Annotated in this window: 23 protein-coding genes and 1 tRNA gene; 15 read left to right on the plus strand and 9 right to left on the minus strand. The window is 68.8% G+C overall.

What is annotated here, in order from left to right; all coding sequences use genetic code 11:
- The first annotated feature begins 14 nt into the window (after positions 1–14).
- From KTN05_RS01705 to rsmA, 3 genes are all read left to right on the plus strand, one after another.
- Positions 15–1,340: a peptidylprolyl isomerase gene (locus KTN05_RS01705; RefSeq protein ID WP_217327649.1), complete on the plus strand. Its 1,326-nt coding sequence runs from the start codon at positions 15–17 to the stop codon at positions 1,338–1,340.
- Positions 1,341–1,357: 17 nt separating this feature from the next.
- On the plus strand, positions 1,358–2,326 hold the full coding sequence (pdxA, locus tag KTN05_RS01710; protein WP_217327650.1) for a 4-hydroxythreonine-4-phosphate dehydrogenase PdxA: 969 nt from the start codon (positions 1,358–1,360) through the stop codon (positions 2,324–2,326).
- A gap of 64 nt (positions 2,327–2,390) precedes the next feature.
- Entirely contained in the window at positions 2,391–3,245 is an 855-nt protein-coding gene (gene rsmA / locus KTN05_RS01715) for a 16S rRNA (adenine(1518)-N(6)/adenine(1519)-N(6))-dimethyltransferase RsmA (RefSeq protein ID WP_217327651.1), read from the plus strand.
- Positions 3,246–3,307: 62 nt separating this feature from the next.
- On the opposite strand, the gene KTN05_RS01720 is transcribed toward rsmA, so the two are convergent.
- From KTN05_RS01720 to KTN05_RS01735, 4 genes are all read right to left on the minus strand, one after another.
- Positions 3,308–4,195, minus strand: coding sequence for a DUF4167 domain-containing protein (locus KTN05_RS01720; RefSeq protein ID WP_217327652.1), 888 nt, complete (start codon positions 4,193–4,195; stop codon positions 3,308–3,310).
- A 237-nt stretch (positions 4,196–4,432) separates the two neighbouring features.
- On the minus strand, positions 4,433–5,260 hold the full coding sequence (gene prmC, locus KTN05_RS01725; protein WP_217327653.1) for a peptide chain release factor N(5)-glutamine methyltransferase: 828 nt from the start codon (positions 5,258–5,260) through the stop codon (positions 4,433–4,435).
- Positions 5,257–6,312 (minus strand): peptide chain release factor 1, encoded by a 1,056-nt coding sequence (gene prfA / locus KTN05_RS01730; RefSeq protein ID WP_217327654.1) that lies wholly within the window; start codon positions 6,310–6,312, stop codon positions 5,257–5,259. Before prfA ends, prmC begins: the two co-directional genes overlap by 4 nt.
- 71 nt (positions 6,313–6,383) lie before the next feature.
- The gene (locus KTN05_RS01735; protein WP_217327655.1) at positions 6,384–7,076 is read right to left on the minus strand and encodes a YceI family protein; all 693 of its coding nucleotides are present in this window, start codon (positions 7,074–7,076) and stop codon (positions 6,384–6,386) included.
- Between the two features lie 217 nt (positions 7,077–7,293).
- On the opposite strand from KTN05_RS01735, the gene rpsF reads away from it, so the two are divergent.
- The 6 genes from rpsF (at position 7,294) to KTN05_RS01765 (ending at position 11,099) form a co-directional block, all read left to right on the plus strand.
- Positions 7,294–7,746: a 30S ribosomal protein S6 gene (rpsF, locus tag KTN05_RS01740; RefSeq protein ID WP_217327871.1), complete on the plus strand. Its 453-nt coding sequence runs from the start codon at positions 7,294–7,296 to the stop codon at positions 7,744–7,746.
- Positions 7,747–7,763: 17 nt separating this feature from the next.
- Positions 7,764–7,991, plus strand: coding sequence for a 30S ribosomal protein S18 (gene rpsR / locus KTN05_RS01745; RefSeq protein ID WP_217327656.1), 228 nt, complete (start codon positions 7,764–7,766; stop codon positions 7,989–7,991).
- A 10-nt stretch (positions 7,992–8,001) separates the two neighbouring features.
- Positions 8,002–8,589 (plus strand): 50S ribosomal protein L9, encoded by a 588-nt coding sequence (gene rplI / locus KTN05_RS01750; protein WP_217327657.1) that lies wholly within the window; start codon positions 8,002–8,004, stop codon positions 8,587–8,589.
- A gap of 167 nt (positions 8,590–8,756) precedes the next feature.
- Positions 8,757–8,960: a hypothetical protein gene (locus tag KTN05_RS01755; RefSeq protein WP_217327658.1), complete on the plus strand. Its 204-nt coding sequence runs from the start codon at positions 8,757–8,759 to the stop codon at positions 8,958–8,960.
- 117 nt (positions 8,961–9,077) lie between these two features.
- Positions 9,078–9,938, plus strand: a complete 861-nt coding sequence (locus KTN05_RS01760; RefSeq protein WP_217327659.1) for a hypothetical protein — start codon at positions 9,078–9,080, stop codon at positions 9,936–9,938.
- 63 nt (positions 9,939–10,001) lie between these two features.
- Positions 10,002–11,099 carry a YihY/virulence factor BrkB family protein gene (locus tag KTN05_RS01765; protein ID WP_217327660.1) on the plus strand — a complete coding sequence of 366 codons (1,098 nt, stop codon included), beginning with the start codon at positions 10,002–10,004 and terminating at the stop codon, positions 11,097–11,099.
- A 45-nt stretch (positions 11,100–11,144) separates the two neighbouring features.
- On the opposite strand, the gene tig is transcribed toward KTN05_RS01765, so the two are convergent.
- The 3 genes from tig to KTN05_RS01780 form a co-directional block, all read right to left on the minus strand.
- Positions 11,145–12,479, minus strand: a complete 1,335-nt coding sequence (gene tig / locus KTN05_RS01770) for a trigger factor (protein WP_217327661.1) — start codon at positions 12,477–12,479, stop codon at positions 11,145–11,147.
- A 110-nt stretch (positions 12,480–12,589) separates the two neighbouring features.
- Positions 12,590–12,674: transfer RNA gene (locus KTN05_RS01775), tRNA-Leu, on the minus strand.
- Between the two features lie 156 nt (positions 12,675–12,830).
- Positions 12,831–14,405: an NAD(P)H-hydrate dehydratase gene (locus tag KTN05_RS01780; RefSeq protein ID WP_217327662.1), complete on the minus strand. Its 1,575-nt coding sequence runs from the start codon at positions 14,403–14,405 to the stop codon at positions 12,831–12,833.
- Positions 14,406–14,558: 153 nt separating this feature from the next.
- Here KTN05_RS01780 and KTN05_RS01785 point away from each other — a divergent pair, with 153 nt between their 5' ends.
- Both KTN05_RS01785 and glnA read left to right on the plus strand, forming a co-directional pair.
- Positions 14,559–14,897 (plus strand): P-II family nitrogen regulator, encoded by a 339-nt coding sequence (locus KTN05_RS01785; RefSeq protein WP_217327663.1) that lies wholly within the window; start codon positions 14,559–14,561, stop codon positions 14,895–14,897.
- A 55-nt stretch (positions 14,898–14,952) separates the two neighbouring features.
- The gene (gene glnA / locus KTN05_RS01790) at positions 14,953–16,359 is read left to right on the plus strand and encodes a type I glutamate--ammonia ligase (protein ID WP_217327664.1); all 1,407 of its coding nucleotides are present in this window, start codon (positions 14,953–14,955) and stop codon (positions 16,357–16,359) included.
- An 80-nt stretch (positions 16,360–16,439) separates the two neighbouring features.
- On the opposite strand, the gene KTN05_RS01795 is transcribed toward glnA, so the two are convergent.
- Positions 16,440–17,825, minus strand: coding sequence for a GntP family permease (locus KTN05_RS01795; protein WP_217327665.1), 1,386 nt, complete (start codon positions 17,823–17,825; stop codon positions 16,440–16,442).
- A 125-nt stretch (positions 17,826–17,950) separates the two neighbouring features.
- Between KTN05_RS01795 and purB the strand changes: the two genes are divergently transcribed.
- The 4 genes from purB to gap all read left to right on the plus strand — a co-directional run bounded on the left by purB (position 17,951) and on the right by gap (position 21,698).
- Complete coding sequence (gene purB / locus KTN05_RS01800) at positions 17,951–19,267, plus strand: adenylosuccinate lyase (protein WP_217327666.1); 1,317 nt, start codon at positions 17,951–17,953, stop codon at positions 19,265–19,267.
- 60 nt (positions 19,268–19,327) lie between these two features.
- Entirely contained in the window at positions 19,328–20,359 is a 1,032-nt protein-coding gene (locus KTN05_RS01805; RefSeq protein ID WP_217327667.1) for a flagellar motor switch protein FliG, read from the plus strand.
- A gap of 90 nt (positions 20,360–20,449) precedes the next feature.
- Entirely contained in the window at positions 20,450–20,593 is a 144-nt protein-coding gene (locus tag KTN05_RS01810) for a hypothetical protein (RefSeq protein ID WP_217327668.1), read from the plus strand.
- An 85-nt stretch (positions 20,594–20,678) separates the two neighbouring features.
- Positions 20,679–21,698, plus strand: a complete 1,020-nt coding sequence (gap, locus tag KTN05_RS01815) for a type I glyceraldehyde-3-phosphate dehydrogenase (protein ID WP_217327669.1) — start codon at positions 20,679–20,681, stop codon at positions 21,696–21,698.
- A gap of 93 nt (positions 21,699–21,791) precedes the next feature.
- Here the strand turns inward: gap and KTN05_RS01820 are convergent, their stop codons facing one another.
- Positions 21,792–22,097: an antibiotic ABC transporter gene (locus tag KTN05_RS01820; RefSeq protein WP_254367912.1), complete on the minus strand. Its 306-nt coding sequence runs from the start codon at positions 22,095–22,097 to the stop codon at positions 21,792–21,794.
- Positions 22,098–22,203: the final 106 nt, after the last annotated feature.

A 22,203-nucleotide genomic window follows, 5' to 3' on the forward strand; every position in this document is an offset into this window, starting at 1 on the left:
CAAGGGAACGGACAATGCGGCAGATCATCGGGACGCGGATCATTCGGGCGGCGGCGCTGGCGGCGGTGCTGGGCAGCGCGGCGGTGCCCGCCCTCGCGCAGGGGATGTTCGCCCCCGTCATCTACATCAACAACGCGGCGGTGACGGAATACGAGATCGACCAGCGGGTCCGCTTCCTCCAGCTTCTGCGCGCGCCGCAATCCGACCGCGAGAGCGTGCTGCGCGAGCTGATCAACGACCGGCTGAAGATGCAGGCCGCCGAGCAGATCGGGATCCGGGCGACGGACGAGGGGCTTCAGAACGGCCTTGCCGAGTTCGCCGGCCGCGCCAATCTGGGCGTGGACGAGTTCACGCAGGCGCTGGCGCAGGACGGAATCGCCCCCGAGACGTTCCGCGACTTCGTCCATGCGGGCCTCGTCTGGCGCGAGGTCGTGCGCCAGCGCATCATCCCCGGCGTCGGCATGTCGGAACGCGAGGTCGAGCAGGCGCTGACCCGCGAGTTGCAGACCCCGATCGTCAGCGCGGTGCTGCTGTCCGAAATCGTCATCCCCGCCCCGCCGGGGTCCGAGGGCGAGGCCCTGTCCCGCGCCGAGGATATCGCCGCGGGCGCGACCTCGACCGCCGCCTTCGCCGCCGCAGCCCGCCGCTGGTCGGCGACACCCACGGCCGAGCGTGGCGGTGCGCTGGACTGGATGCCGCTCGACAACATGCCGCCGGCCCTGCAGCAGATCGTCCTGTCGCTGCAGCCGGGCCAGGTCACGGCGCCGTTGCAGGTGCCGGGCGCGGTGGTGCTGTTCCACCTGCGCGACACGCGCGGCCACCTGCGCCCCGGCGCGACCGACCAGACGGTGGAATATCTGACCATGGCCCTGCCCTCGGCGGCGGAAGGCGCGCGCATCCTTGCCGTCGCCCGCAACTGCGCCGACGTGCATGTCGAGGCGAACCGCTTCGCCCCCGATCCGGTCAGCCGCCAGACCGCCCCCTTGGGCGCGGTGCCGGGCGATGTCGCGCAGCGCCTTGCCACGCTGGACGAGAACGAGGGTTCGGTGATCGACTACGGCGCCGGGGCGACGCTGGTGATGCTGTGCGACCGCACCCCGACGCTGCTGGCCCATGCCGCCCCCGCCGACACGCTGCCGCCCGGCGTGCAGATGGAGGTTCCGCCGGTCCGCGCGCCCGCACCGCCCGCGGCCGAAGGCGAGGTTGCGGCAGAAGACCCGCTGGCGGGGCTGCCCTCGCCCGCACAGATGCGCGACCAGATCTTCAACACCAAGATCAACGCGGCCGCCGAGGCGTATCTGGCCGAACTGCGCGCCGACGCGCTGATCCGCACTCCGTAAGCGCCCGAGGCGGCATGATGCCCGAACCCATCATCCTGACCTGCGGCGAGCCGGCCGGCATCGGCCCCGAACTCGCGCCGCTCGCGCTGGCCGCAGGGGTGCCGATGGTCTGGATCGGCGATCCGTCGCATCTGCCGGCAGGCACGGCATGGCAGGCGGTGGAAAGCCCGGCGGACAGGGTGCCCGAGGGAACCCTCGCCGTGCTGCCCCACCCGTTCCCGGCCCGCGCGATACCGGGCAAGCCCGATCCCGCCAATGCCGGGGCCGTGGTCGAGGTCATCGCCCGCGCCGCCCGCATTGCGATGTCGGGGCAGGCCGGCGGCATCTGCACCCTGCCGATCAGCAAGCAGGCGCTGATCGAAGGCGCGGGCTTCGCCTTTCCGGGGCACACCGAATATCTCGCCCATCTGGCGGGCGACGCGGAGGTGGCGATGATGCTCGCTTCCACCACCGTCGATCCGCCCTGCCGCGTGGTCCCCGCGACGATCCACTTGGCGTTGGAGGCCGTGCCCGCCGCCTTCACCCCCGAGGCGCTGGAACGCGCCATCGCCATCACCCACGCGGCGCTGGTGCGGGATTTCGGCATCGCCTCGCCCCGGATCGCGGTCGCCGGGCTGAACCCCCATGCGGGCGAAGGCGGCGCGATGGGCCGGGCCGAGATCGACTGGATGACCCCGCTGCTGGACCGACTGCGCGGGCGCGGCATGACCCTGCTCGGCCCCCTGCCCGCCGACACGATGTTCCACGCCCCGGCCCGCGCGCGATACGACGCGGCGGTCTGCGCCTATCACGATCAGGCGCTGATCCCGATCAAGACGCTGGACTTCGCGGGCGGGGTGAACGTGACACTCGGCCTGCCCTTCGTGCGCACCTCGCCGGACCACGGCACCGCCTTCGACATCGCCGGGACGGGCCGCGCCGATCCCTCCAGCACCATCGCCGCGCTCAGGCTGGCGTGGCAGATGGCCAGGGCGCGGGCGGCATGAGGCGGAATCTTCTGTCCGCAAATATCCTCCGGGGGTCCGGGGGCAGAATGCCCCCGGTCGCGGCATGACCGCCATCGACGACCTCCCCCCGCTGCGTGAGGTCATCGCCCGCCACGACCTGCGGGCGAAGAAGCAGCTCGGCCAGAATTTCCTGCTGGACCTGAACCTCACCGCCCGCATCGCCCGCGCGGCGGGCGACCTGACGCAATGCGACGTGCTGGAGATCGGCCCCGGCCCCGGTGGCCTCACGCGCGGGCTGCTGGCCGAGGGCGCGCGGCATGTGCTGGCGATCGAAAAGGACGCCCGCGCGATCCCCGCGCTGGAGGAGATCGCGGCCGCCTATCCCGGCCGGCTGACGATCATCCACGGCGACGCGCTTCAGGTCGATCCGCTGGCCCATCTGACGTCGCCGATCCGGGTGGCGGCGAACCTGCCCTACAACATCGGGACGGAGTTGCTGATCCGCTGGCTGACCCCGCCTGACTGGCCGCCTTTCTGGCAGTCGCTGACGCTGATGTTCCAGAAGGAGGTCGCGCAGCGCATCGTGGCGAAACCGGGCGGCAAGGCCTATGGGCGGCTGGCCCTGCTGGCGCAATGGCGGTGCGAGGTGCAGATCGTGCTGACCCTGCCGCCGCAGGCATTCGTGCCCGCGCCCAAGGTCGAGTCGGCCGTGGTGCAGCTGACCGCCCTGCCCGAGCCGCGCTTTCCGGCGGATGCGAAGATCCTGTCGGAACTGACCGCGAGCGCCTTCAACCAGCGCCGCAAGATGCTGCGGGCATCGCTGCGCGGCGTCCACCCCGAGATCGAGTCGCTGCTGACGCAGTCGGGCATCCCGCCCACCGCGCGGGCCGAGGAGATCGGGCTGGAGGCGTTCTGCACCCTCGCCCGCAATCTCGAAGCCGCACGTCGGCAGGGCTGAAGCCGCGCCTCGGAAGGGCGGCACGGCGGCAGGGCTGAAGCGTCAGCCCCGCCGCGGACCGATCATTCCTCGGCGGCGGTGCCCGTGGCGGGCGGCTCGGTCTTCTTGCGCCGGGGCGCGCGGGGCGTGCTGCTGGCCGCGCGCGGCGCGCGCGCACGGGTGGCGCGGGGCGTGGGCGCGGTCTCGGCCGCGGCTTCCGGGGTTGCCACCGGACCCTCGGAATCGTCCGAAGCGGTGGAGATCGCCTCGGGGATCGCGTCGGCCGTCGCAGGCGTGTCCGCCGCGTCGTCCGGCGCCTCCGCCTCGGGGCTGGAGCGCAGGAAGGCCGGGGCCGAATCCTCGTTGCCGATACGCAGTTCGTTCTGCGCGGTGTCGCCGGGGGCGTATTCGTTCAGCGCGGGATCGGCCGACGATTGCTCATCGCCCGCCTGACCGCTGTGGGTCGCATCCGCCCGCGCTTCGGCCCGCGCATCGCGGCCATCGTCCCGGCGGCCATCGCGGCGGTCGTCACGCCGGTTCTCGCGGCGTTCGCCGTCGCGGTCGTCGCGGCGCTGGTCGGAACGCTGCTCTGCGCGCTGATCCGGGCGGCGATCATGGCTGCCGCCATTGCCGTTCTGGCCCTGATTGCCGCCCTGCTGGCGGTCTTCGCCATCCGAGCCGCCCTGGCCTTGCTGACCCGACTGCTGCTGGCGTTCGGCCTGTTCGCGCTGCGCCTCGCCCAGCATGCGGGTGTAGTGTTCGGCGTGCTGGAAGAAGCTCTGCTCGGCCACGCGGTCGCCCGAAAGCTGCGCGTCGCGCGCGAGGGCGAGGTATTTCTCGATGATCTGCTGGGGGGTGCCGCGGACTTTGCCTTCGGGGCCCGAGCTGTCGAACACGCGGTTGACGACGTTGCCAAGCGTCGTGCGCTGGCCGCGGGATTTGTTACGCGAACGGGATTTGGATGATCTCATCAGCTTTTTTCGGTTATAGGACCGACCCGGCCTGTTGGCGCGTCGATGGGGTTCGAGTCAGGATTGCAGCGTGCCAGAGTGGAAACTGTTTCCAGAGAGGGCGCGTGTGGCGCCGGTCATGCAAACGCTGTTCGGGTGACCCGTGCGGGTGTCGTTCACCCGTCACAAGGGCGAATAAACACGCGGCGGACGGGCTTACAAGTCAAAAAAGGGATTGCCGCGCAAAATTTCAAGTGATCATAGGGCAGAAACCTGCCCCGCAACCACCCGGTCGCGCCCGTCGAGGTCGGGCAGAACGCGAATTTCCCCAAAGCCCGCCGCGCCCATCAGCGCCGCCACCGCGGCCCCTTGCGCCCACCCGATCTCGACCAGCAGCCAGCCGCCGGGCGTCAGATGCGCCCCGGCGCCCGCCGTGATCGCGCGATAGGCGGCAAGCCCGTCGCCCTCGTCGGTCAGGGCGCCGCGCGGTTCCCACTCGCGCACGTCCGGCAAAAGGGCGGCCATTTCCTCCGCCGCGATATAGGGCGGGTTCGACACGATCAGGTCGAAGCGCCCGTCCACCTGCGCGAACCAGTCCGAGCGCAGGAACGCCGCCTCCACCCCCAGCCGCGCGGCGTTGTCCCGCGCCACCGTCAGCGCCGCTTCGGAGATGTCGGTGCCGACGCCGTTTGCGCCGGGCCGGTCGGCCAGCAGGGACAGCAGGATCGCCCCCGTTCCGGTGCCGAGGTCCAGCACCGTCCGCCACGGCAGTTCCAGCGCCGCCGCGACGAGCGTTTCGGTTTCGGGGCGCGGGTCGAGCGTGTCGCGCGTCACCCGGAAACGTTGCTTCCAGAAGTCGCGCCAGCCGACGATCTGCGACACCGGCTGCCGTGCGGCGCGGGCGGCGAGCGCCGCGTCCAGCGCGGCAAGCTGGGCCTCGGTCGGGGTCGTCTCGCCCAGCCGCAGCCGTTCGGGCGGGACGTCTAGGGCGAAGGCGACCAGCCGCCGTGCGTCGGCCTGCGGATCGGGGATGCCGGCCGACGCCAGCCTCGCGGCGGCGGCGTTCAGCAGGGCGGTGACGCTCACCCCTCGGCCTCGGCCAGCTTCGCGGCCTGATCGTGGGCGGTCAGCGCGTCGATGATTTCCGTCAGGTCGCCCTGCATCACCCGGTCCAGCGAATAGAGCGTCAGGTTGATGCGGTGATCCGTCACCCGGCCCTGCGGAAAGTTGTAGGTGCGGATGCGCTCGCTCCGGTCGCCGCTGCCGACCTGGCTTTTGCGGTCGGCCGAGCGGGCGGCGTCAGCGCGGGCGCGTTCCATGTCGTAAAGCCGCGCGCGCAGCACCGCCATGGCGTTGGCGCGGTTCTGGTGCTGCGACTTCTCGGACGAGATCACGACGATCCCGGTCGGCAGGTGGGTGATCCGCACCGCCGAATCGGTGGTGTTGACATGCTGCCCGCCCGCGCCGGAGGATCGCATGGTGTCGATGCGGATGTCGGCGGCGGGGATGTCGATGTCCACATCCTCGGCCTCGGGCAGCACGGCCACCGTCGCGGCGCTGGTGTGGATGCGGCCGCCGGATTCGGTTTCCGGCACGCGCTGGACGCGGTGGACGCCGGATTCGTATTTCAGCCGGGCGAAGACGCCCTCCCCTTCGATCCGCGCCATCGCCTCGCGGACGCCGCCCAGCTCGGACTGCGCGAGTTCGAGGGTCTGGAAGGACCAGCCCTGCGATTCGGCGTGGCGCTGATACATCCGCAGCAGGTCGGCGGCGAACAGCGCCGCCTCATCGCCGCCGGTGCCGGGGCGGATCTCGATGATCGCCGGGCGGGCGTCGGCGGCATCGCGCGGCAGCAGGGCGAGCCGCAGCGCCTGCTCCAGTTCGGGCAGGGCGGCGCGGAGGCGCGCAAGCTCGTCCTCGGCCAGTTCGCGCATCTCGGGGTCGGCCAGCATCGCCTGCGCCTCGGTCAAGTCCGCCTGCGCGGCGCGCCAGGCGTCGATCTGGGCGACGACCGGTTTCAGCTCGGCATATTCGCGGCTGATGCGGGCGATCTCGTCCGGCGCGGGGCCGGCGTTGAGCCGCGCCTCGATGAACTCGAAGCGCTGGGTGATCTGGGCAAGGCGATCGGCTGGCAGCATGGGCGGGCATTAGCGGCGCCCATCGGGCACGGCAAGCGAAAGGGCCGCCGGTGAAGGCGGCCCTTTCGGGGTCAGGAGGCGGGGCGCGCGGCTTCCACCGCGATATTGAACGTCACCTCGTCGCTGACCGCCGGGGCGAAGGCGCCGAGGTTGAAGTCCGACCGCAGCAGCGTGCCGGTGGCGTCGAAGCCCACCGCGGGCTGCTGGGTCATCGGGTTCGGGCCGAGAAAGCGCAGCGTCACGTCCAGCGTGACAGGCGCGGTGACGTCGTTCAGCAGCAGATCGCCGGTCACGCGGGCGGTGTCCGGGCCGGTCTGCTCGACGCTGGTCGAGGTGAAGGTGACGGCGGTCGCGGGCGCGGCCCCGGCAAAGAAATCCTCGCCGCCCAGATGCTCGTCCAGCATCGCCGAGACGGTCTGGATCCGGGAAAGCGGGAACATCGCCTCGACACGGCTGTTCTCCGGGTTCGCCGGGTCCAGCGTCACGCTGCCCGACACGCCGCGGATGAGGCCGGGGCTGGTGGACATGCCGTTGTGGTCATAGGTGAAGGCGACGGCGCTATGTTCCTGATCGAACATGTATTCCCCGGCCGGAGCCGAGGGGTCGATGGTCGCGCCGGCCTGCCCCGCGGCCGCATCCGCGGCCGGGGCTGCGGCGGCCGCCTCTGCAGATACGGGGGCGTCAGCCGGGGCCGGCGCTGTCTGCGCGAAGGCCGGGGCGGCGAGGCCGGCGGCCAGCAGGATCACGGGAACGATCCGGGTCATGGGCAATCCTTTGCAAAGCTCGGTCTCATGGGCGATAACCCTGCGGCGATGCGCCGGGTTCCCGGCCGCATCCCGCCCCCGAATCGCCTTGCGGACACGGGGCGCGCCTGTATAAGACCCCATCCTTCCGCAAATTGCGAAACCGGCGCAGCCTCTCGTGGCGGGGCGCGGAGGGTCTTACCCGCCTATGAAGCGCGCCCGAGACGAAAGGGATGCCATGCCGCTTTACGAGCATGTGCTGATCGCCCGCCAGGACCTGTCGAACACGCAGGCCGAAGGGCTGATCGAACATTTCTCGACCGTGCTCGCCGACAACGGCGGAACGGTCAAGGAAAGCGAATACTGGGGCGTGCGCACGCTCGCCTACAAGATCAACAAGAACCGCAAGGGCCATTACGCCTTCCTGCGCACCGACGCGCCCTCGGCCGCCGTGCAGGAGATGGAGCGTCTCGCCCGCCTGCATGACGACGTCATGCGCGTTCTGACCATCAAGGTCGATGCGCATCAGGAAGGCCCGTCCATCCAGATGCAGAAGCGCGACGAGCGTGACAGCCGCGACCGCGGCCCGCGCCGCGACCGCGACGACCGGGGCGGCGAGCGCCGTGACCGCGACGACCGCGGTGACCGTGGTGGTGACCGTGGCGGCGAGCGCCGCGAAGAGCGGAACTGAGGCGAAGGAGAGCATTCATGGCGACCAAACCGTTTTTCCGCCGCCGGAAGGTCGATCCCTTCGGGAGCGATAACGCCCCGGCGATCGACTACAAGGACACCCGCCTGCTGCAGCGCTATATCAGCGAACGCGGCAAGATCGTGCCGTCGCGCATCACCGCGGTGTCGGCAAAGAACCAGCGCAAGCTGTCGCAGGCCATCAAGCGCGCGCGCTTCCTGGCCCTGCTGCCCTATGCCGTGAAGTAAGGAGAGACCGATGCAAGTCATCCTGCTGGAACGCGTGGCCAAGCTTGGCCAGATGGGCGAAGTCGTGAAGGTCAAGGAAGGGTTCGCCCGCAACTACCTTCTGCCGCAAGGCAAGGCGATGCGCGCGAACGAGGCGAACATCGCCGCCTTCGAAGCCCGCAAGGCCGAACTCGCCACCCGCAACGACGAAAGCCGTGCCGACGCCCAGAAGCTCGCCGAGCGTCTGGACGGCCAGTCCTTCGTCATCATCCGCTCGGCCTCGGACGCCGGCGCGCTGTATGGCTCGGTCACCCCGCGTGACGCCGCCGAAGCCGCCGAAGCCGAAGGGTTCAAGGTCGAACGCCGCCAGATCGTGCTGACCGCCCCGATCAAGGATCTGGGCCTGCACACGGTCTATGTGCACCTGCACCCCGAGGTGGAAGCCCGGATCACCCTGAACGTCGCCCGCTCGGCCGAGGAAGCCGAACTGCAGGCGTCGGGCAAGTCGATCCAGGAACTGGCCGCGGAAGAAGAAGCCGCCGCCGAGTTCGAGATCGCGGAACTCTTCGACGACATCGGCTCGGCCGGTCGCGACGAGGACGAAGCGCCGCGCGGCTGATCGCCCCGCATCGCACCACATTCAGGGCCGCGCCGGGTTTCCGGCGCGGCCCTTTCCTTTTGCGCGGTCCTATCCTGTCGCGCGGCCCTTTCCTTTGCACGGATCGGGAACGCGCGGCGCGGGCTGCGGGTTGATCCGCGACAGCCCCTGCCCGAGAGGATGCGCCGATGGCGACCGATCCCCGCATATTGAAGAACGTCATCAGCGAGGAGATGACGGACAGCCCCGACGACAAGACCTCGCTGGATGTCGAGAAGGATCTGGGCATCCCCGATCCGCAATCCTCGACCACCGATCACGAGGAGGATCTGGCGATCCCGCCCTCGAAGAACCCGGCCCGCGGGCGCGAGCCGAATGATTCGGGACGCTGAGCGCGCAACCGATATTCGGCAACGATCACAGGAGCGTGGAACATTCACCGGCCCAGCCGGGTTTCCCGTCCGATCCACGCGCGACGCGCCCGCCGCCGCCATCTGAAAGGAACTTCGATGCCACAGTCCGACCGCCCCGTGTTCGGCGCCCCGATCGACCGCAGCCAGGAAACCTATCGCCCCTCGCCCTATCCCTCGCAGAAGCCGCTGCCGCATGGCGACGTCTCGCTTGACGGGAAAAGCGCCTGGCCCGAGCCCTCGCTCACCTCCCGCATCGTCGTCTGGGGCGGCACCGGCATCGTCGCCGCCGCGCTGACCGCCGGGGCGGTTCTGGCGGTGCGCAAGGTGGCCGATCTGGTCACCGGCGACGACGAGATGGAACGCGACGCCGACCGCGAAGCCGAGAAGGCGCGCGAGCGGGTCTATGCCGCCTCACGCTCGCGCAACCGCAGCAATCTCGCGCCCCGCTTCGCTGACCTGAATGAGGAAGCCCGCAGCCGGATGCGGGCCCGCCAGCGCGCCCGCGAGGCCGAGATGGAGCGTCACACCCGCGATATCCGTGCCGACGCGGCCCAGCAGCAGCGGCCGCAGCGGCGGCGGCGCAAGCCCCAGGCCAACCTGCTTGGCGATATCGAGAATACCGCCCAGCGGATGAGCCGCAGCGCCGAAGGGCTGGTCGGCTCGCTGAGCGCCGCGATGGCCGGGTTCCGGCAGGTCGCGGGGCAGGCCGAGCATGTCATCCGCGAGTTCCACCAGACTGCGGACGATATCCGCTCACTACTCGGCACCGGCAGCGGGGGCAGCAGCAGCGGCGATCCGGGCCGGTCGCGGACGGAACGCTGGGCGGACGATGCCTCGCGCGCCCGCCGTGCGGCCGATCCCTACGCCAAGCCGCTGCGGCGCGAGGTGGTGGACATGCGCGAGGACGAGACGCCCCCTGAACATACGGACGACAGCGCCCGCACCCACCGGCTCTGACCGCCGCTCCGTTCCCCGCGCCTGTCTCGACGCGCGGGGCTTCCGACCCGAAAGGACCGCCTCATGCCGCAACGCCCGCCCGCACCCGATGTCTATGACGCGCTGTTCGGTGAACTGCCCGAGGGGTGGCGCGAGCGGAAGGGGCTGCCGCCCGAGGGGCAGAGGGCGGACGATGCGGCGGACGCGGACGAGCAGGACCGCCAGGACGGGAAGGACGCGCCCGACACCCCCGGCAGCCCGCCGCGGATGCCGGGCGCCCCGGCCTCGCCCTGGCATCTCAGCCGAGCAAGCTGGTTCACGATCCTCAAGAACACGGTGAAGCAGATCGGCGAGGATCGCGTCACCTCGGTCGCGGGGGGCGTGGTCTATTTCGCCCTGCTGGCGCTGTTTCCGGCGATCACCGCGCTGGTGTCGATCTATGGCTGGGTCGCCGACCGCGATACCATCATCGAAAGCGTCGATCTGCTGAGCCGCTTCCTGCCGCCCGGCGCGGTCGAACTGGTCGCGGGCCAGATCGTCGCCATCGCCTCGGCCCCCGCCACGGCGCTGTCGCTGGCGGGTATCGTCAGCATCCTTCTGGCGCTGTGGACCACCAACGGCGGCATGAAGGCGCTACTCCAAGCGCTGAACGTCGCCTGGTACGAGACCGAGAAGCGCGGCTTCATCATGCTCAACGTCGTCTCGCTGGCGATGACGCTGGGGGCGATCCTGCTGATCATCGTGATGATCGTCGCCATCACGATCCTGCCGACGCTGGTCCGCGTCTTCGCCCCCGGCTCCATGGTCGAGGGGCTGGTCACGCTGCTGCGCTGGCCGCTCATGTTCGGGGCCCTGCTGCTGGCGCTGGCGGTGCTGTATCGGTTCGGACCCAGCAAGAACGATCCCAAATGGCAGTGGATCAGCCCCGGCGCGCTGCTGGCCGCCGTGGGGCTCATCATCGCCTCGGTGCTGTTTTCCTGGTATGTCGCCAATTTCGGCAACTACAACGAGACCTACGGCTCGCTCGGCGCCGTGGTCGTGCTGATGCTCTGGCTATGGATCGCCGCCATCGTGGTGCTGGTGGGGGCCGAGCTGAACTCGGAAACCGAGCGACGGATCAAGATCGAGAACGGCGTGGCCCCACAGGACGAGCAGGCCGATTCCATCGAAATGCAGAAATGAAAAAGGCCGCCCTCGGGGCGGCCTTTCGATTTCACTGCGGGCCGATCAGAGTTCGTCGAGCTTTTCGATCGCCTGCTCCAGCTCTTCCTTGGAGACTTCGCGCTCGGTCACCTGCGCCTGATCGAAGATGTAATCGACGACCTTGTCCTCGAAGATGGGCGCGCGCAGCTGCTGCTGCGCCTGCGGGTTCTGCTGGATGAACTCGAAGAACGCCTTTTCCTGGCCGGGGAACTGGCGGGCCTGCTGCAGCACGGCCTGCGTCATTTCCTGGTCCGAGACCGTCACCTCGTTCTTCTGGCCGATCTCGGCCAGCAGCAGGCCAAGACGCACGCGGCGCTCGGCAAGGCTGCGATGCTCGTCGGTCGGCTCGATATGGCCGTGGTTGTGGCCGTGATCGTCCGGATGCTCCTCGTGGTAGAGCTGGTGCGCGATCTGCGCCGCCTCGGCATCGACCAGCGACTGCGGCAGCTCGAACTTCACCTGCTCGTCCAGTCGGTCCAGCAGCGCGCGCTTCATGATCGCGCGGCCGGCGCCCTTGTATTCGGCTTCCAGCCGCTCGCGGATCTGACCCTTGAGGGCTTCCAGATCGTCCGCGCCGAAACGCTTGGCCAGCTCGTCATCCAACTCGGCCGCCTTGGGCGACTTGACGGAATGGACGGTGGTCTCGAACACGGCTTCCTTGCCCTTCAGATGCGGGGCGCCGTAATCCTCCGGGAAGGTCACGTTGACCTTGACCTGATCCCCGGCCTTCGCGCCGGTCAGCTGCTCCTCGAAACCGGGGATGAAGCTGCCCGAGCCGATGACCAGCGGATAGCCCTCGGCCTCGCCGCCCTCGAACGCCTCGCCGTCCACGAAGCCCTTGAAGTCGATCGTGACCTGATCGCCGCTTTCGGCAGCCGCGCCCTCGGCCCGATCCTCGAAGGACTGGGCGTTCTTGGCGAGGCTTTCCAGCGCCTCGTTCACGGCCGCATCCTCGGCGCGGACGGTCAGGCGTTCCAGTTGCAGGCCCGACAGGTCGGCTTCCGGGATCTCGGGCAGGTTCTCGTAGGAGACGTTGACGACGACATCGTCGCCTTCCTTCCAGGTCTCGCCGTTCTCCATCTCGATCTGCGGCTGGGTCGCGGGACGCGCCTTGGATTCGTCGAGATGGCTGCGCAGCGCGTCGTCGATGGATTTCTGCATCGCGTCACCCAGGATGCGCTGGCCGAACTGCTTCTTCAGCAGCGCCATCGGCACCTTGCCCTTGCGGAAGCCCTTCATCTCGACGTTCGGCTGCGCTTCGGCCAGTTGGCGATCGACCTCGGCCGCGAGATCCGCGGCGGGCAGCGTGAACTGATAGCCGCGCTTGAGACCTTCGTTCAGGGTTTCCTTGACCTGCATTGGAGTTCCTTTTGTCATGTCCGAAGGGGCCGCGTCGGGGGCGACCGTGCAGTTTGTCCGCCCTTCTATGCACCGGGGCGGCGACGCGCAAGCGGCGGCAAGGGAGAGATTGGTGCGGGTGAAGGGACTCGAACCCCCACGCCTTGCGGCGCCAGAACCTAAATCTGGTGCGTCTACCAGTTTCGCCACACCCGCATTGCTCGGGCGGCCGGGGCCGCCCTGAAAGCCTTGCCCTGTTAGCAAAGAGGGCGTGGGCGCGCGAGGGGATTCTTTGCGCCGCCGGACCGGGGCGCTGCCCATGAATGGGGCAGAAGCCCCATTCATCCAGGATATTTTGGCACCAAAGACGGGTCAGAGCGTCAGGTCCCGCAAGAGCGCGGGAAGCTGTTCGGGCAGGTCGTCCGCTATCAGGCCGGGGCCGAAACGCCGGGCGGCCGCGGCGTGCAGCCATGCGGCTGAGCAGGCGGCGGGCGCGAGGGGACCGCGTGCCGCAAGGCCGGCGATCATCCCGGCGAGCACGTCGCCCGCCCCTGCTGTCGCGAGCCACGGCGCGGCGTTTGGGCCGACAGCGGCATTGAGCGCCAGTTGCGGCCCGTGCCCGCCGGGCCATCCGATCACCGTATCCGGGCCTTTCAGCAGCACGGCGCAGCCGGCGCGGGCGACGGCGTCGCGGACCGTATCGGCGCGGGAATAAGCGGGGCCGCTGCGCGGCGGCGCGGCGAGGCGGGCGGCGATGTGGGGGAAGACGCGGGCGAATTCTCCGCCATGCGGGGTGAGCAGGCAACGCGCGTGCAGCATCGCGAGCAGCGCCTCGGGGTCATCCGCGAAGGAGGTCAGGGCGTCGGCGTCCAGCACGGTGTTGCGGTCTGCCGCCAGCACCACGGGGAGCAGGTCGCGGGCGCGCTGGTGTCCCAGCCCCGGCCCGAGGCAGATCGACGTGATCCGCCCGTCCTGCAGCAGCGCGCGCAGATCGGCGGGTGTATCGACGGGCCGCCGGATGACCGCATCGGGCAGCCGCCCCGCGTCCGGCAGCGCCGCCGAGGGCAGTGCCAGCGTCACCAGCCCCGCCCCGACCCGCAGCGCCGCCTTTGCGGCGAGCCGCGCCGCCCCCGCCTGCCCCGGCCCGCCGCCGATGACGAGGCAGTGACCGTGGTCGTATTTGTGCCCGGCCTTCTTGGCCCAGCACCGCCCCGGCGTCGTGAGGTCCAGCCGATCCTCGGGCGGGCCGCCGCTCAGGCCGATATCGACGACCCGCAGCTTTCCGCACCACTCCGGCCCTTCGGCCAGCAGATGCCCGCGCTTCATCGCGTGGAACGTCACCGTCAGATCCTGACGCGAGGGGAGCCCGCCCCCCTCGCCCAGCACCCGCCCCGAATCGAGGCAGAGGCCGGACGGCGCGTCCACCGCGATCCGGTGCGCGGTGCCTTCGGGGGCTGCCCGGCCCAACTCTCCCAGCACCTCCAGCAGCGGCGCGTCCAGCGGCCGGGTCAGTCCGGTCCCGAACAGCGCATCGACGATCACCCGCCAGCCCGGCTTCGCGTCGCCCCGGAACGGCGCCTGCGGATCGAACCCACCCTGCGGCATCGGCTGGATGTTTCCGCCCATGGCGGCGAACTGCCCGTGCATCAGCTTCGCATCGGGCGGCAGCGCAGCCGGCGTGCCGAGAAACCATGCAGTGACGTTCCACCCGCGTTCCAGCAGCAGCCGCGCCACGACGAAGCCGTCGCCGCCGTTGTTGCCGGGCCCGCACAGCACCAGCGCGTGATGGCGGCCGAGGCCGAGTTCGGGAAACTCGACCAGCATCGCCCCGACCACGCCGCGACCGGCGCGCTCCATCAGCTCGGCGCCGGTCGCATGGCAGCTCGCGATGGCGGCGGCCTCGACCGCGCGCATCTGGGCGGCTGTCAGCAGCGTCTCCGGTTTCATTCCTGCCTCTCTCCCGCGCAGATTGCACAAATTTTAGGCAATTTTGGCGGCAATCCCGCCTGGGGCCCGCTCATCGCCCGCCGCATCGTTTACCCGGCCCATCAGACCCGCCACCTACAGGACAAGGCAAGCCGCACGAGGAGGCACCGCGCGATGAAGAAGATCGAGGCAATCATCAAGCCGTTCAAGCTGGACGACGTGAAGGAGGCGCTTCAGGAAGTGGGCGTGCAGGGCCTGTCGGTGATCGAGGTCAAGGGCTTCGGCCGTCAGAAGGGCCATACGGAGCTTTACCGCGGCGCCGAATACGTCGTGGATTTCCTGCCCAAGGTGAAGATCGAGACGGTGCTGCCCGACGACATGGTGGAGGCCGCGATCGAGGCGATCATCTCGGCCGCCCGCACCGACAAGATCGGCGACGGCAAGATCTTCGTCAGCCCGGTCGAGCAGGCGATCCGCATCCGCACGGGCGAGACCGGCGACGACGCCCTTTGACCTTAACCCGATAGCAACGATTGGCCGCTAGACCGGCCCGAACGAAGGAGCGACCATGACGGTCAACGAAGTTCTGGACCTGCTGAAGACGGAAGAGGTCGCCTATGTCGATGTCCGCTTCACCGATCCGAAAGGCAAGCTGCAGCACGTCACGCTGGACGTGGACCTGATCGACGAGGATTTCTTCGAGGAAGGCTTCATGTTCGACGGCTCGTCCATCGCCGGGTGGAAGTCGATCGACCAGTCCGACATGAAGCTGATGCCCGACCCGGCGTCGGTCTATCTGGACCCGTTCTACGCCGAAAAGACGCTGTGCGTGCATTGCAACGTGGTCGAGCCCGACACCGGCGAGCCCTATGACCGAGACCCCCGCGGCACCGCCGTCAAGGCCGAGGCTTATCTGAAATCGACCGGCATCGGCGACGCCTTTTACTGCGGCCCGGAAGCCGAGTTCTTCGTCTTCGACGACGTGCGCTATTCGGTGACGCCGCAGAAGGTCAGCTTCCAGATCGACTCGGTCGATGCCGCCTGGAACACCGACACCGAATACGAGATGGGCAACACCGCCCATCGCGCCGGCCACAAGGGCGCGTATTTCCCGGTCAACCCTATCGACGCCGGCCAGGATCTGCGCGGCGAGATGCTGACCACCATGAAACGCATGGGGATGAAGACCGACAAGCACCACCATGAGGTGGCGACGGCCCAGCACGAGCTTGGCCTGATCTTCGGCGGGCTGGTCGAGCAGGCCGACAACATGCAGAAATACAAATACGTGATCCACAACGTGGCCCACGCCTACGGCAAGTCGGCGACCTTCATGCCCAAGCCGATGAAGGGCGACAACGGCAGCGGCATGCACGTCAACATGTCGATCTGGAAGGACGGCAAACCGCTTTTCGCGGGCGACAAATACGCCGATCTGAGCCAGGAGGCGCTGTGGTTCATCGGCGGCATCCTGAGGCACGCCAAGGCGCTGAACGCGCTGACCAACCCCTCGACCAACAGCTACAAGCGGCTGATCCCCGGCTTCGAGGCGCCGGTGCTGCGGGCCTATTCGGCGCGCAACCGCTCGGGCTGCGTGCGGATCCCGTGGACCGAGTCGCCGAAAGCCAAGCGCGTCGAAGCCCGCTTCCCCGATCCGTCCGCGAACCCCTATCTGTGCTTCGCCGCGCTGCTGATGGCCGGGCTGGACGGCATCCGCAACAAGATCGACCCCGGTCCGGCTTCTGACAAGGACCTCTACGACCTGCCGCCCGAGGAGCTGGCCGGCATCCCGACCGTCTGCGGCAGTCTGCGCGAGGCGCTGGAGGAGTTGGAGAAGGACATGGACTTCCTGCTCCACGGCGACGTCTTCACCCGCGACCAGCTGCTGAGCTATATCCGCCTGAAGTGGGAGGAGGTCCATGCCTTCGAGCATACGCCCCATCCCATCGAATATGCGATGTATTACAGCTGCTGACCCGCAGCCGGAACGATGCAGAAGGGCGCCCGCTGGGCGCCCTTCTCCGTTCATCGTCGATGAACGCGGCCCCTGACGGTTCAGCCCAGGACCGAACCCAGCAGGATAACCGTGATCGTCGCGAGGACCGGGATCGCGACCGACACCACGAAGATGTCGCCGTAGCTTTTCTTGTGGGTCAGGCCCGTGATCGCCAGCAGCGTGATGACCGCGCCGTTATGCGGCAACGCATCGAAGCCGCCGGACGAGAGCGAGGAGACCCGGTGCATCAGTTCCATGCTGATGCCCTGCTCGCGGCCCATCGCGGCCAGTTGCTCGCCCAGCGTGTTCAGCGCGATGGACAGCCCGCCCGAGGCCGAGCCGGTGATCCCGGCCAGCACGTTCACCGCCACGGCGAGCGACGCCACCGGATTATGGGGGAACAACCCCAGCACCGCGTCCCGCACGATGGCGAAGGCGGGCAGCGAGGCGATCACCGCGCCGTAGCCGACCTCGGACGCCGTGTTGAAGATCGGCAGCAGCGATCCCATCGTGCCGGCGTTCACCGTCTCCTTCGCGTCCGTAAAGCGCTTCCAGTTCAGCGCCAGCGCCAGCACGATGGAAATCGTCAGCGACAGGATGATCGCCCACAGTCCCGCGACGCGGGCCAGCGTCGTTGCGCCATATTCCGGCTGGCTCAGATAGGCGGCCCCGATCCGGGGGAACACGAGATAGGTGAAGATCACGTTCAGCACGATCACCGCGACCACCGGCGCGATGGCGACGGCGAAGCTGGGAAGGGCCGCATCCTTGGCCAGGGTGCTGTCGGCGCCGGTCGCGGCGTGCTGGCCATAGCCTTCGGACCGGGCCGCGGCGGCGGCGGCGCGGCGGTTCAGCCACAGCGTGCCGCCGCCGAGCATGATGAGCCCGGCCAGCGTGCCGAGGACCGGCGCGGCAAAGACGTTGGTCCCGAAGAACGGGATCGGGATCGCGTTCTGGATCGCCGGCGTGCCGGGGAACGCGGTCATGGTGAAGGTGAACGACCCCAGCGCGATGGCCGCCGGCAGCAGCCGCTTGGGAACATCGGACCGCCGGAAGAGCGCGTTGGCGATCGGATAGATCGCGAAGGCCACGACGAACAGCGACACGCCGCCATAGGTCAGCACGCCGCAGGCGAGCACCACGGCAAGGATCGCCCGCTCCGTCCCGACCTTCTCGACGATGAACTCGGCGATCGCGCGGGCGGCGCCGCCGTCGGCCATGAGCTTGCCGAAGATCGCGCCCAGCAGGAACAGCGGGAAATACGTGATGACATACCCGCCGAGCGCCGGCATGAAGACCTGGGTATAGGTGGCGACGATGGGCAGGCCGCCTTGCATGATCACGGCCAGCAGCGCCAGCAGAGGCGCGAGAATCAGGACGTTGATGCCGCGATAGGCGAGATACATCAACAGTCCGAGCGAAATCAGAATACCTGCCAGTCCCATTTGAGAACCTCTCCCGCAAATGACCGGCCCCTCGTAGGGCGGGCGGCCCTAGGCTGCAACCGCAGCAAACTTGCGGCGCGGGACCGATCGGGGCTATTGACCTCGCGAAAACCAGAGGTACCGCCATGATCCCCCGCTATTCCCGTCCCGAAATGGTCGCCATCTGGTCGCCCGAGACGAAGTTCCGCATCTGGTATGAAATCGAGGCCCATGCCTGCGACGCGCAGGCCGATCTGGGCGTGATCCCGCGCGAGAACGCCGAGGCCGTCAGGCGCGCCAAGGACGTGGAGTTCGACGTCGCCCGCATCGACGAGATCGAGACGGTGACCAAGCACGACGTGATCGCCTTCCTCACCCATCTGGCCGAGCATGTCGGCGCGGATCAGGCGCGGTTCGTGCATCAGGGCATGACCAGTTCCGACGTGCTGGACACCACGCTGAACATCCAGCTGGTCCGCGCCGCCGACATCCTGCTGGCCGACATGGACAAGCTGCTGGATGCGCTGAAGCGCCGCGCCCATGAGCACAAGGACACCGTGCGGATCGGCCGCAGCCACGGCATCCATGCCGAGCCGACGACGATGGGCCTGACCTTCGCCCGCTTCTACGCCGAAATGGCCCGCGGCCGCCGCCGCCTGGAAGCCGCGCGGGACGAGATCGCGACCGGCGCGATCTCGGGCGCGGTCGGCACCTTCGCCAATATCGACCCTGCGGTCGAGGAGCATGTCTGCGCGAAGATGGGCCTGCGCCCCGAGCCGATCAGCACGCAGGTCATCCCGCGCGACCGCCACGCGATGTTCTTCGCAACCCTCGGCGTGATCGCCAGCAGCGTCGAGAACGTCGCCCTCGAGATCCGCCACATGCAGCGCACCGAGGTGCTGGAAGCCGAGGAGTATTTCTCGCCCGGCCAGAAGGGCTCGTCGGCGATGCCGCACAAGCGCAACCCGGTGCTGACCGAGAACCTGACCGGCCTCGCGCGGCTGGTGCGCTCGGCCGTGATCCCGGCGCTGGAGAACGTGGCGCTGTGGCATGAGCGCGACATCTCGCACAGTTCGGTCGAGCGCGGGATCGCGCCGGATGCGACGGTGACGCTGGACTTCGCGCTGAACCGGCTGGCAGGGGTGATCGACAGGCTGGTCGTCTATCCCGAGAACATGCTGAAGAACATGAACCAGTTCAAAGGTCTGGTGATGAGCCAGCGGGTTCTGCTGGCGCTGACGCAGGCCGGCGTGTCGCGCGAGGACGCCTACCGGCTGGTGCAGCGCAACGCGATGAAGGTCTGGGAACAGGGCGCGGATTTCCGCGAGGAACTGCTGGCCGACCCCGAGGTGACGGCGGCGCTGACCCCGGCCGAGATCGAGGACAAGTTCGATCTGGGCTATCACACCAAGCATGTGGACACGATCTTCGCCCGCGTCTTCGGCGAAGGCGGCGCGCGCTAACCGCGCCTTAATCCATCCGCCCCATAGTCGCACGGGAAAGCGGCGATTCGGGGGCGGCGGATGTTGATGACGTCGGGGCTGACGGCACGGCAGAAGGCAGCGGTCATCGTGCGGCTGATGCTGGCCGAGGGGGCGGAGCTTGACCTTTCCACGCTGCCTCCCGATGCGCAGGCGCGGCTGGCGCAGGATATGGCGAGCATGGACCTGATCGACCGCGACACGCGCGACGCGGTGATCGGCGAATTCTGCGACCGGCTGGAGGCGCTGGGGCTGACCTTTCCCGGCAGCATGGATGGCGCGCTGGACATCCTCGGCGCGCATCTGTCGCACGACACCACCAACCGCCTGCGCCGCATGGCCGCGCTGTCCGGGGCCGCCGACCCCTGGGACCGCGTGATCGCCCTGCCGCCGCAGCAGCTCGCCGAACTGGCCCGGACCGAGGCGGTGGAGATTGCGGCCGTCATGTTCTCGCGCCTGCCGGTGCCCCGCGCGGCCGAGGTGTTCGGCCTGCTCGATCCCGGTCTGGCGCGGCGCATCGCCTATGCCATGTCGATGACCGGCGCGATCGAGGCGCCCGCCCTGCGACGGATCGGGCTGGCGATGATGCGGGCGATGGACGCGCTGCCGAAACCGGCCATCGATTCCGCGCCGGTCGAGCGGGTGGGCGCGATCCTCAACTTCTCGCCGGCCGCGACGCGCGACACGGTGCTGGCGGGGCTCGACGAGGATGACGCCGCCTTCGCGGGCGAGGTGCGGCGGGCGATCTTCACCTGGGCCAATATTCCCCGCCGCATCGATCCGCGCGACGTGCCGCGCATCCTGCGCGAGGTGGACGGCGCGGTGGTCGTCAAGGCGATGGCGGGCTCGCGCGGGGAAAGCGCCGAGACGGTGGAATTCCTGCTGGCGGGGATTTCCTCGCGTCTTGCCGAGTCGATGCGCGAGGAGATCGCGGGCATCGGCAAGATCACGGCGAAGGATGCCGAGGACGCGATGAACGAGGTGGTGGCCGCCATCCGCCGGATGGAGGCCGCGGGCGATCTGTTCCTGATCGCCGCCGAGGCCGACGAGGATGCGCCGGTGACGATCCGATGAGCGCCGCCCCCGCCGCACTTGCCCCCGTGGCCCGGCTTGACTATCCGGCACCGGCCGGGGGCGCGGCCCCCGATGAGGAAGGCCGGGCCGATGACGAACGCGATCACCCTGACACTGGTGCTGCTGATCCTCGGCCTGTTCGTGCTGGACGCCACGGTCCTGCATCTCGGCCTGCCGCTGATGGCCGCCAAGGGCACCGCCGAGCTGATCGAATGGGTCAGCTTCTGGCGATAGCCCCTTCCTGCCGCGCCTTGTTCCGTTTGCAGTTCGCGCCGATATCCGGCATGGAACATGCGGGTTTCCTTGCAGGAGAATGAAGATGGTTGTGAAGGTTGCGATCAACGGCTTCGGGCGGATCGGACGGAACGTGCTGCGCGCGATCATCGAATCGGGGCGCACCGACATCGAGGTTGTGGCGATCAACGATCTGGGCCCGGTCGAGACCAACGCCCATCTGCTGCGCTACGATTCCGTCCACGGCCGCTTCCCGGCCGAGGTCAAGGTGAACGGCGACAGCATCGACGTGGGCCGCGGGCCGATCAGGGTCACGGCCGAACGCGATCCGGCCAAGCTGCCGTGGGGCGACGTGGACGTGGCGCTGGAATGCACCGGCATCTTCGCCGACGGCGCCAAGGCGGCCATCCACCTGCAGAACGGCTCCAAGCGGGTGCTCGTCTCGGCCCCGGTGTCGGGGGAATGGAGCACGGACCGCGCGCTCAAGACCATCGTCTTCGGCGTCAACGACGACACGCTGGAATCCGAAGATCACGTCGTCTCGAACGCATCCTGCACCACCAACTGCCTGGCGCCGGTCGCCCATGTGCTGAACGAGGCGGTGGGGATCGAGCAGGGCTTCATGACCACCATCCACAGCTATACCGGCGACCAGCCGACGCTGGACACGATGCACAAGGATCTGTATCGCGCCCGCGCCGCGGCGCTGTCGATGATCCCGACCTCGACCGGCGCGGCGAAAGCCGTGGGCAAGGTGCTGCCGGAACTGAACGGCAAGCTGGACGGCGTGTCGATCCGCGTGCCGACGCCGAACGTCTCGGTCGTGGATTTCAAGTTCGTGGCCAAGCGCGAGACCTCGGTCGAGGAGATCAACGAGGCGATCCGCGGCGCGGCGCAGGGCAAGCTGCGCGGCGTTCTCGGCTTCACCGAGGAAAAGCTGGTGTCCATCGACTTCAACCACGACCCGCATTCGTCCGTGTTCCACATGGACCAGACCAAGGTCATGGGCGGCACGCTGGTCCGCATCCTGTCCTGGTATGACAACGAATGGGGCTTCTCGAACCGCATGGCCGACACGGCCGTCGCGATGGGCAAGCTGATCTGACGCTGCCGACGCGGCACGCGAAAGGCCCGGCATTGCCGGGCCTTTTTCATCGAGGCGGCGGAGCGTGCCGTCCGCGGCCCGGGCCGTCCAACCTCAGCAGGCGCGATACAGCCGCGACGCGTTGGCGCGGGTCCGCCTGCCATAGGGCTTGAGCGCCGCCGCCATCACCTGATCCGGGCGCGCGCCCCGCGCCACCTGCGTCAGCGCGGCAGAGATCGACTCGCGGGCGGCGTCGCCCTTTTCGGTGACCATGCGCATGTTCTCGGCCGAATGATGCGGCAGCATTCCCATCATGCCCGCCATCCGCATGCCCATCACAAGCTGCGCCTCAGCCCCCATGCGGATGAAATCGGTCCACAGACGCATACCGGAGGCGATGTCGAAGGTTGGGTTGATCATGTTTCTTCTTCCTTTCGCGCCAAAAGCGCATCCCGCCTAAAATGCACGCGCGAAATTTGCATGCAACCGCTCCGTCGCGTCACTTGCCGCACCCTCGCGGCGAGGT

It is taken from the genome of Paracoccus sp. Z118 (assembly GCF_019061185.1).
GTDB lineage: Bacteria > Pseudomonadota > Alphaproteobacteria > Rhodobacterales > Rhodobacteraceae > Paracoccus.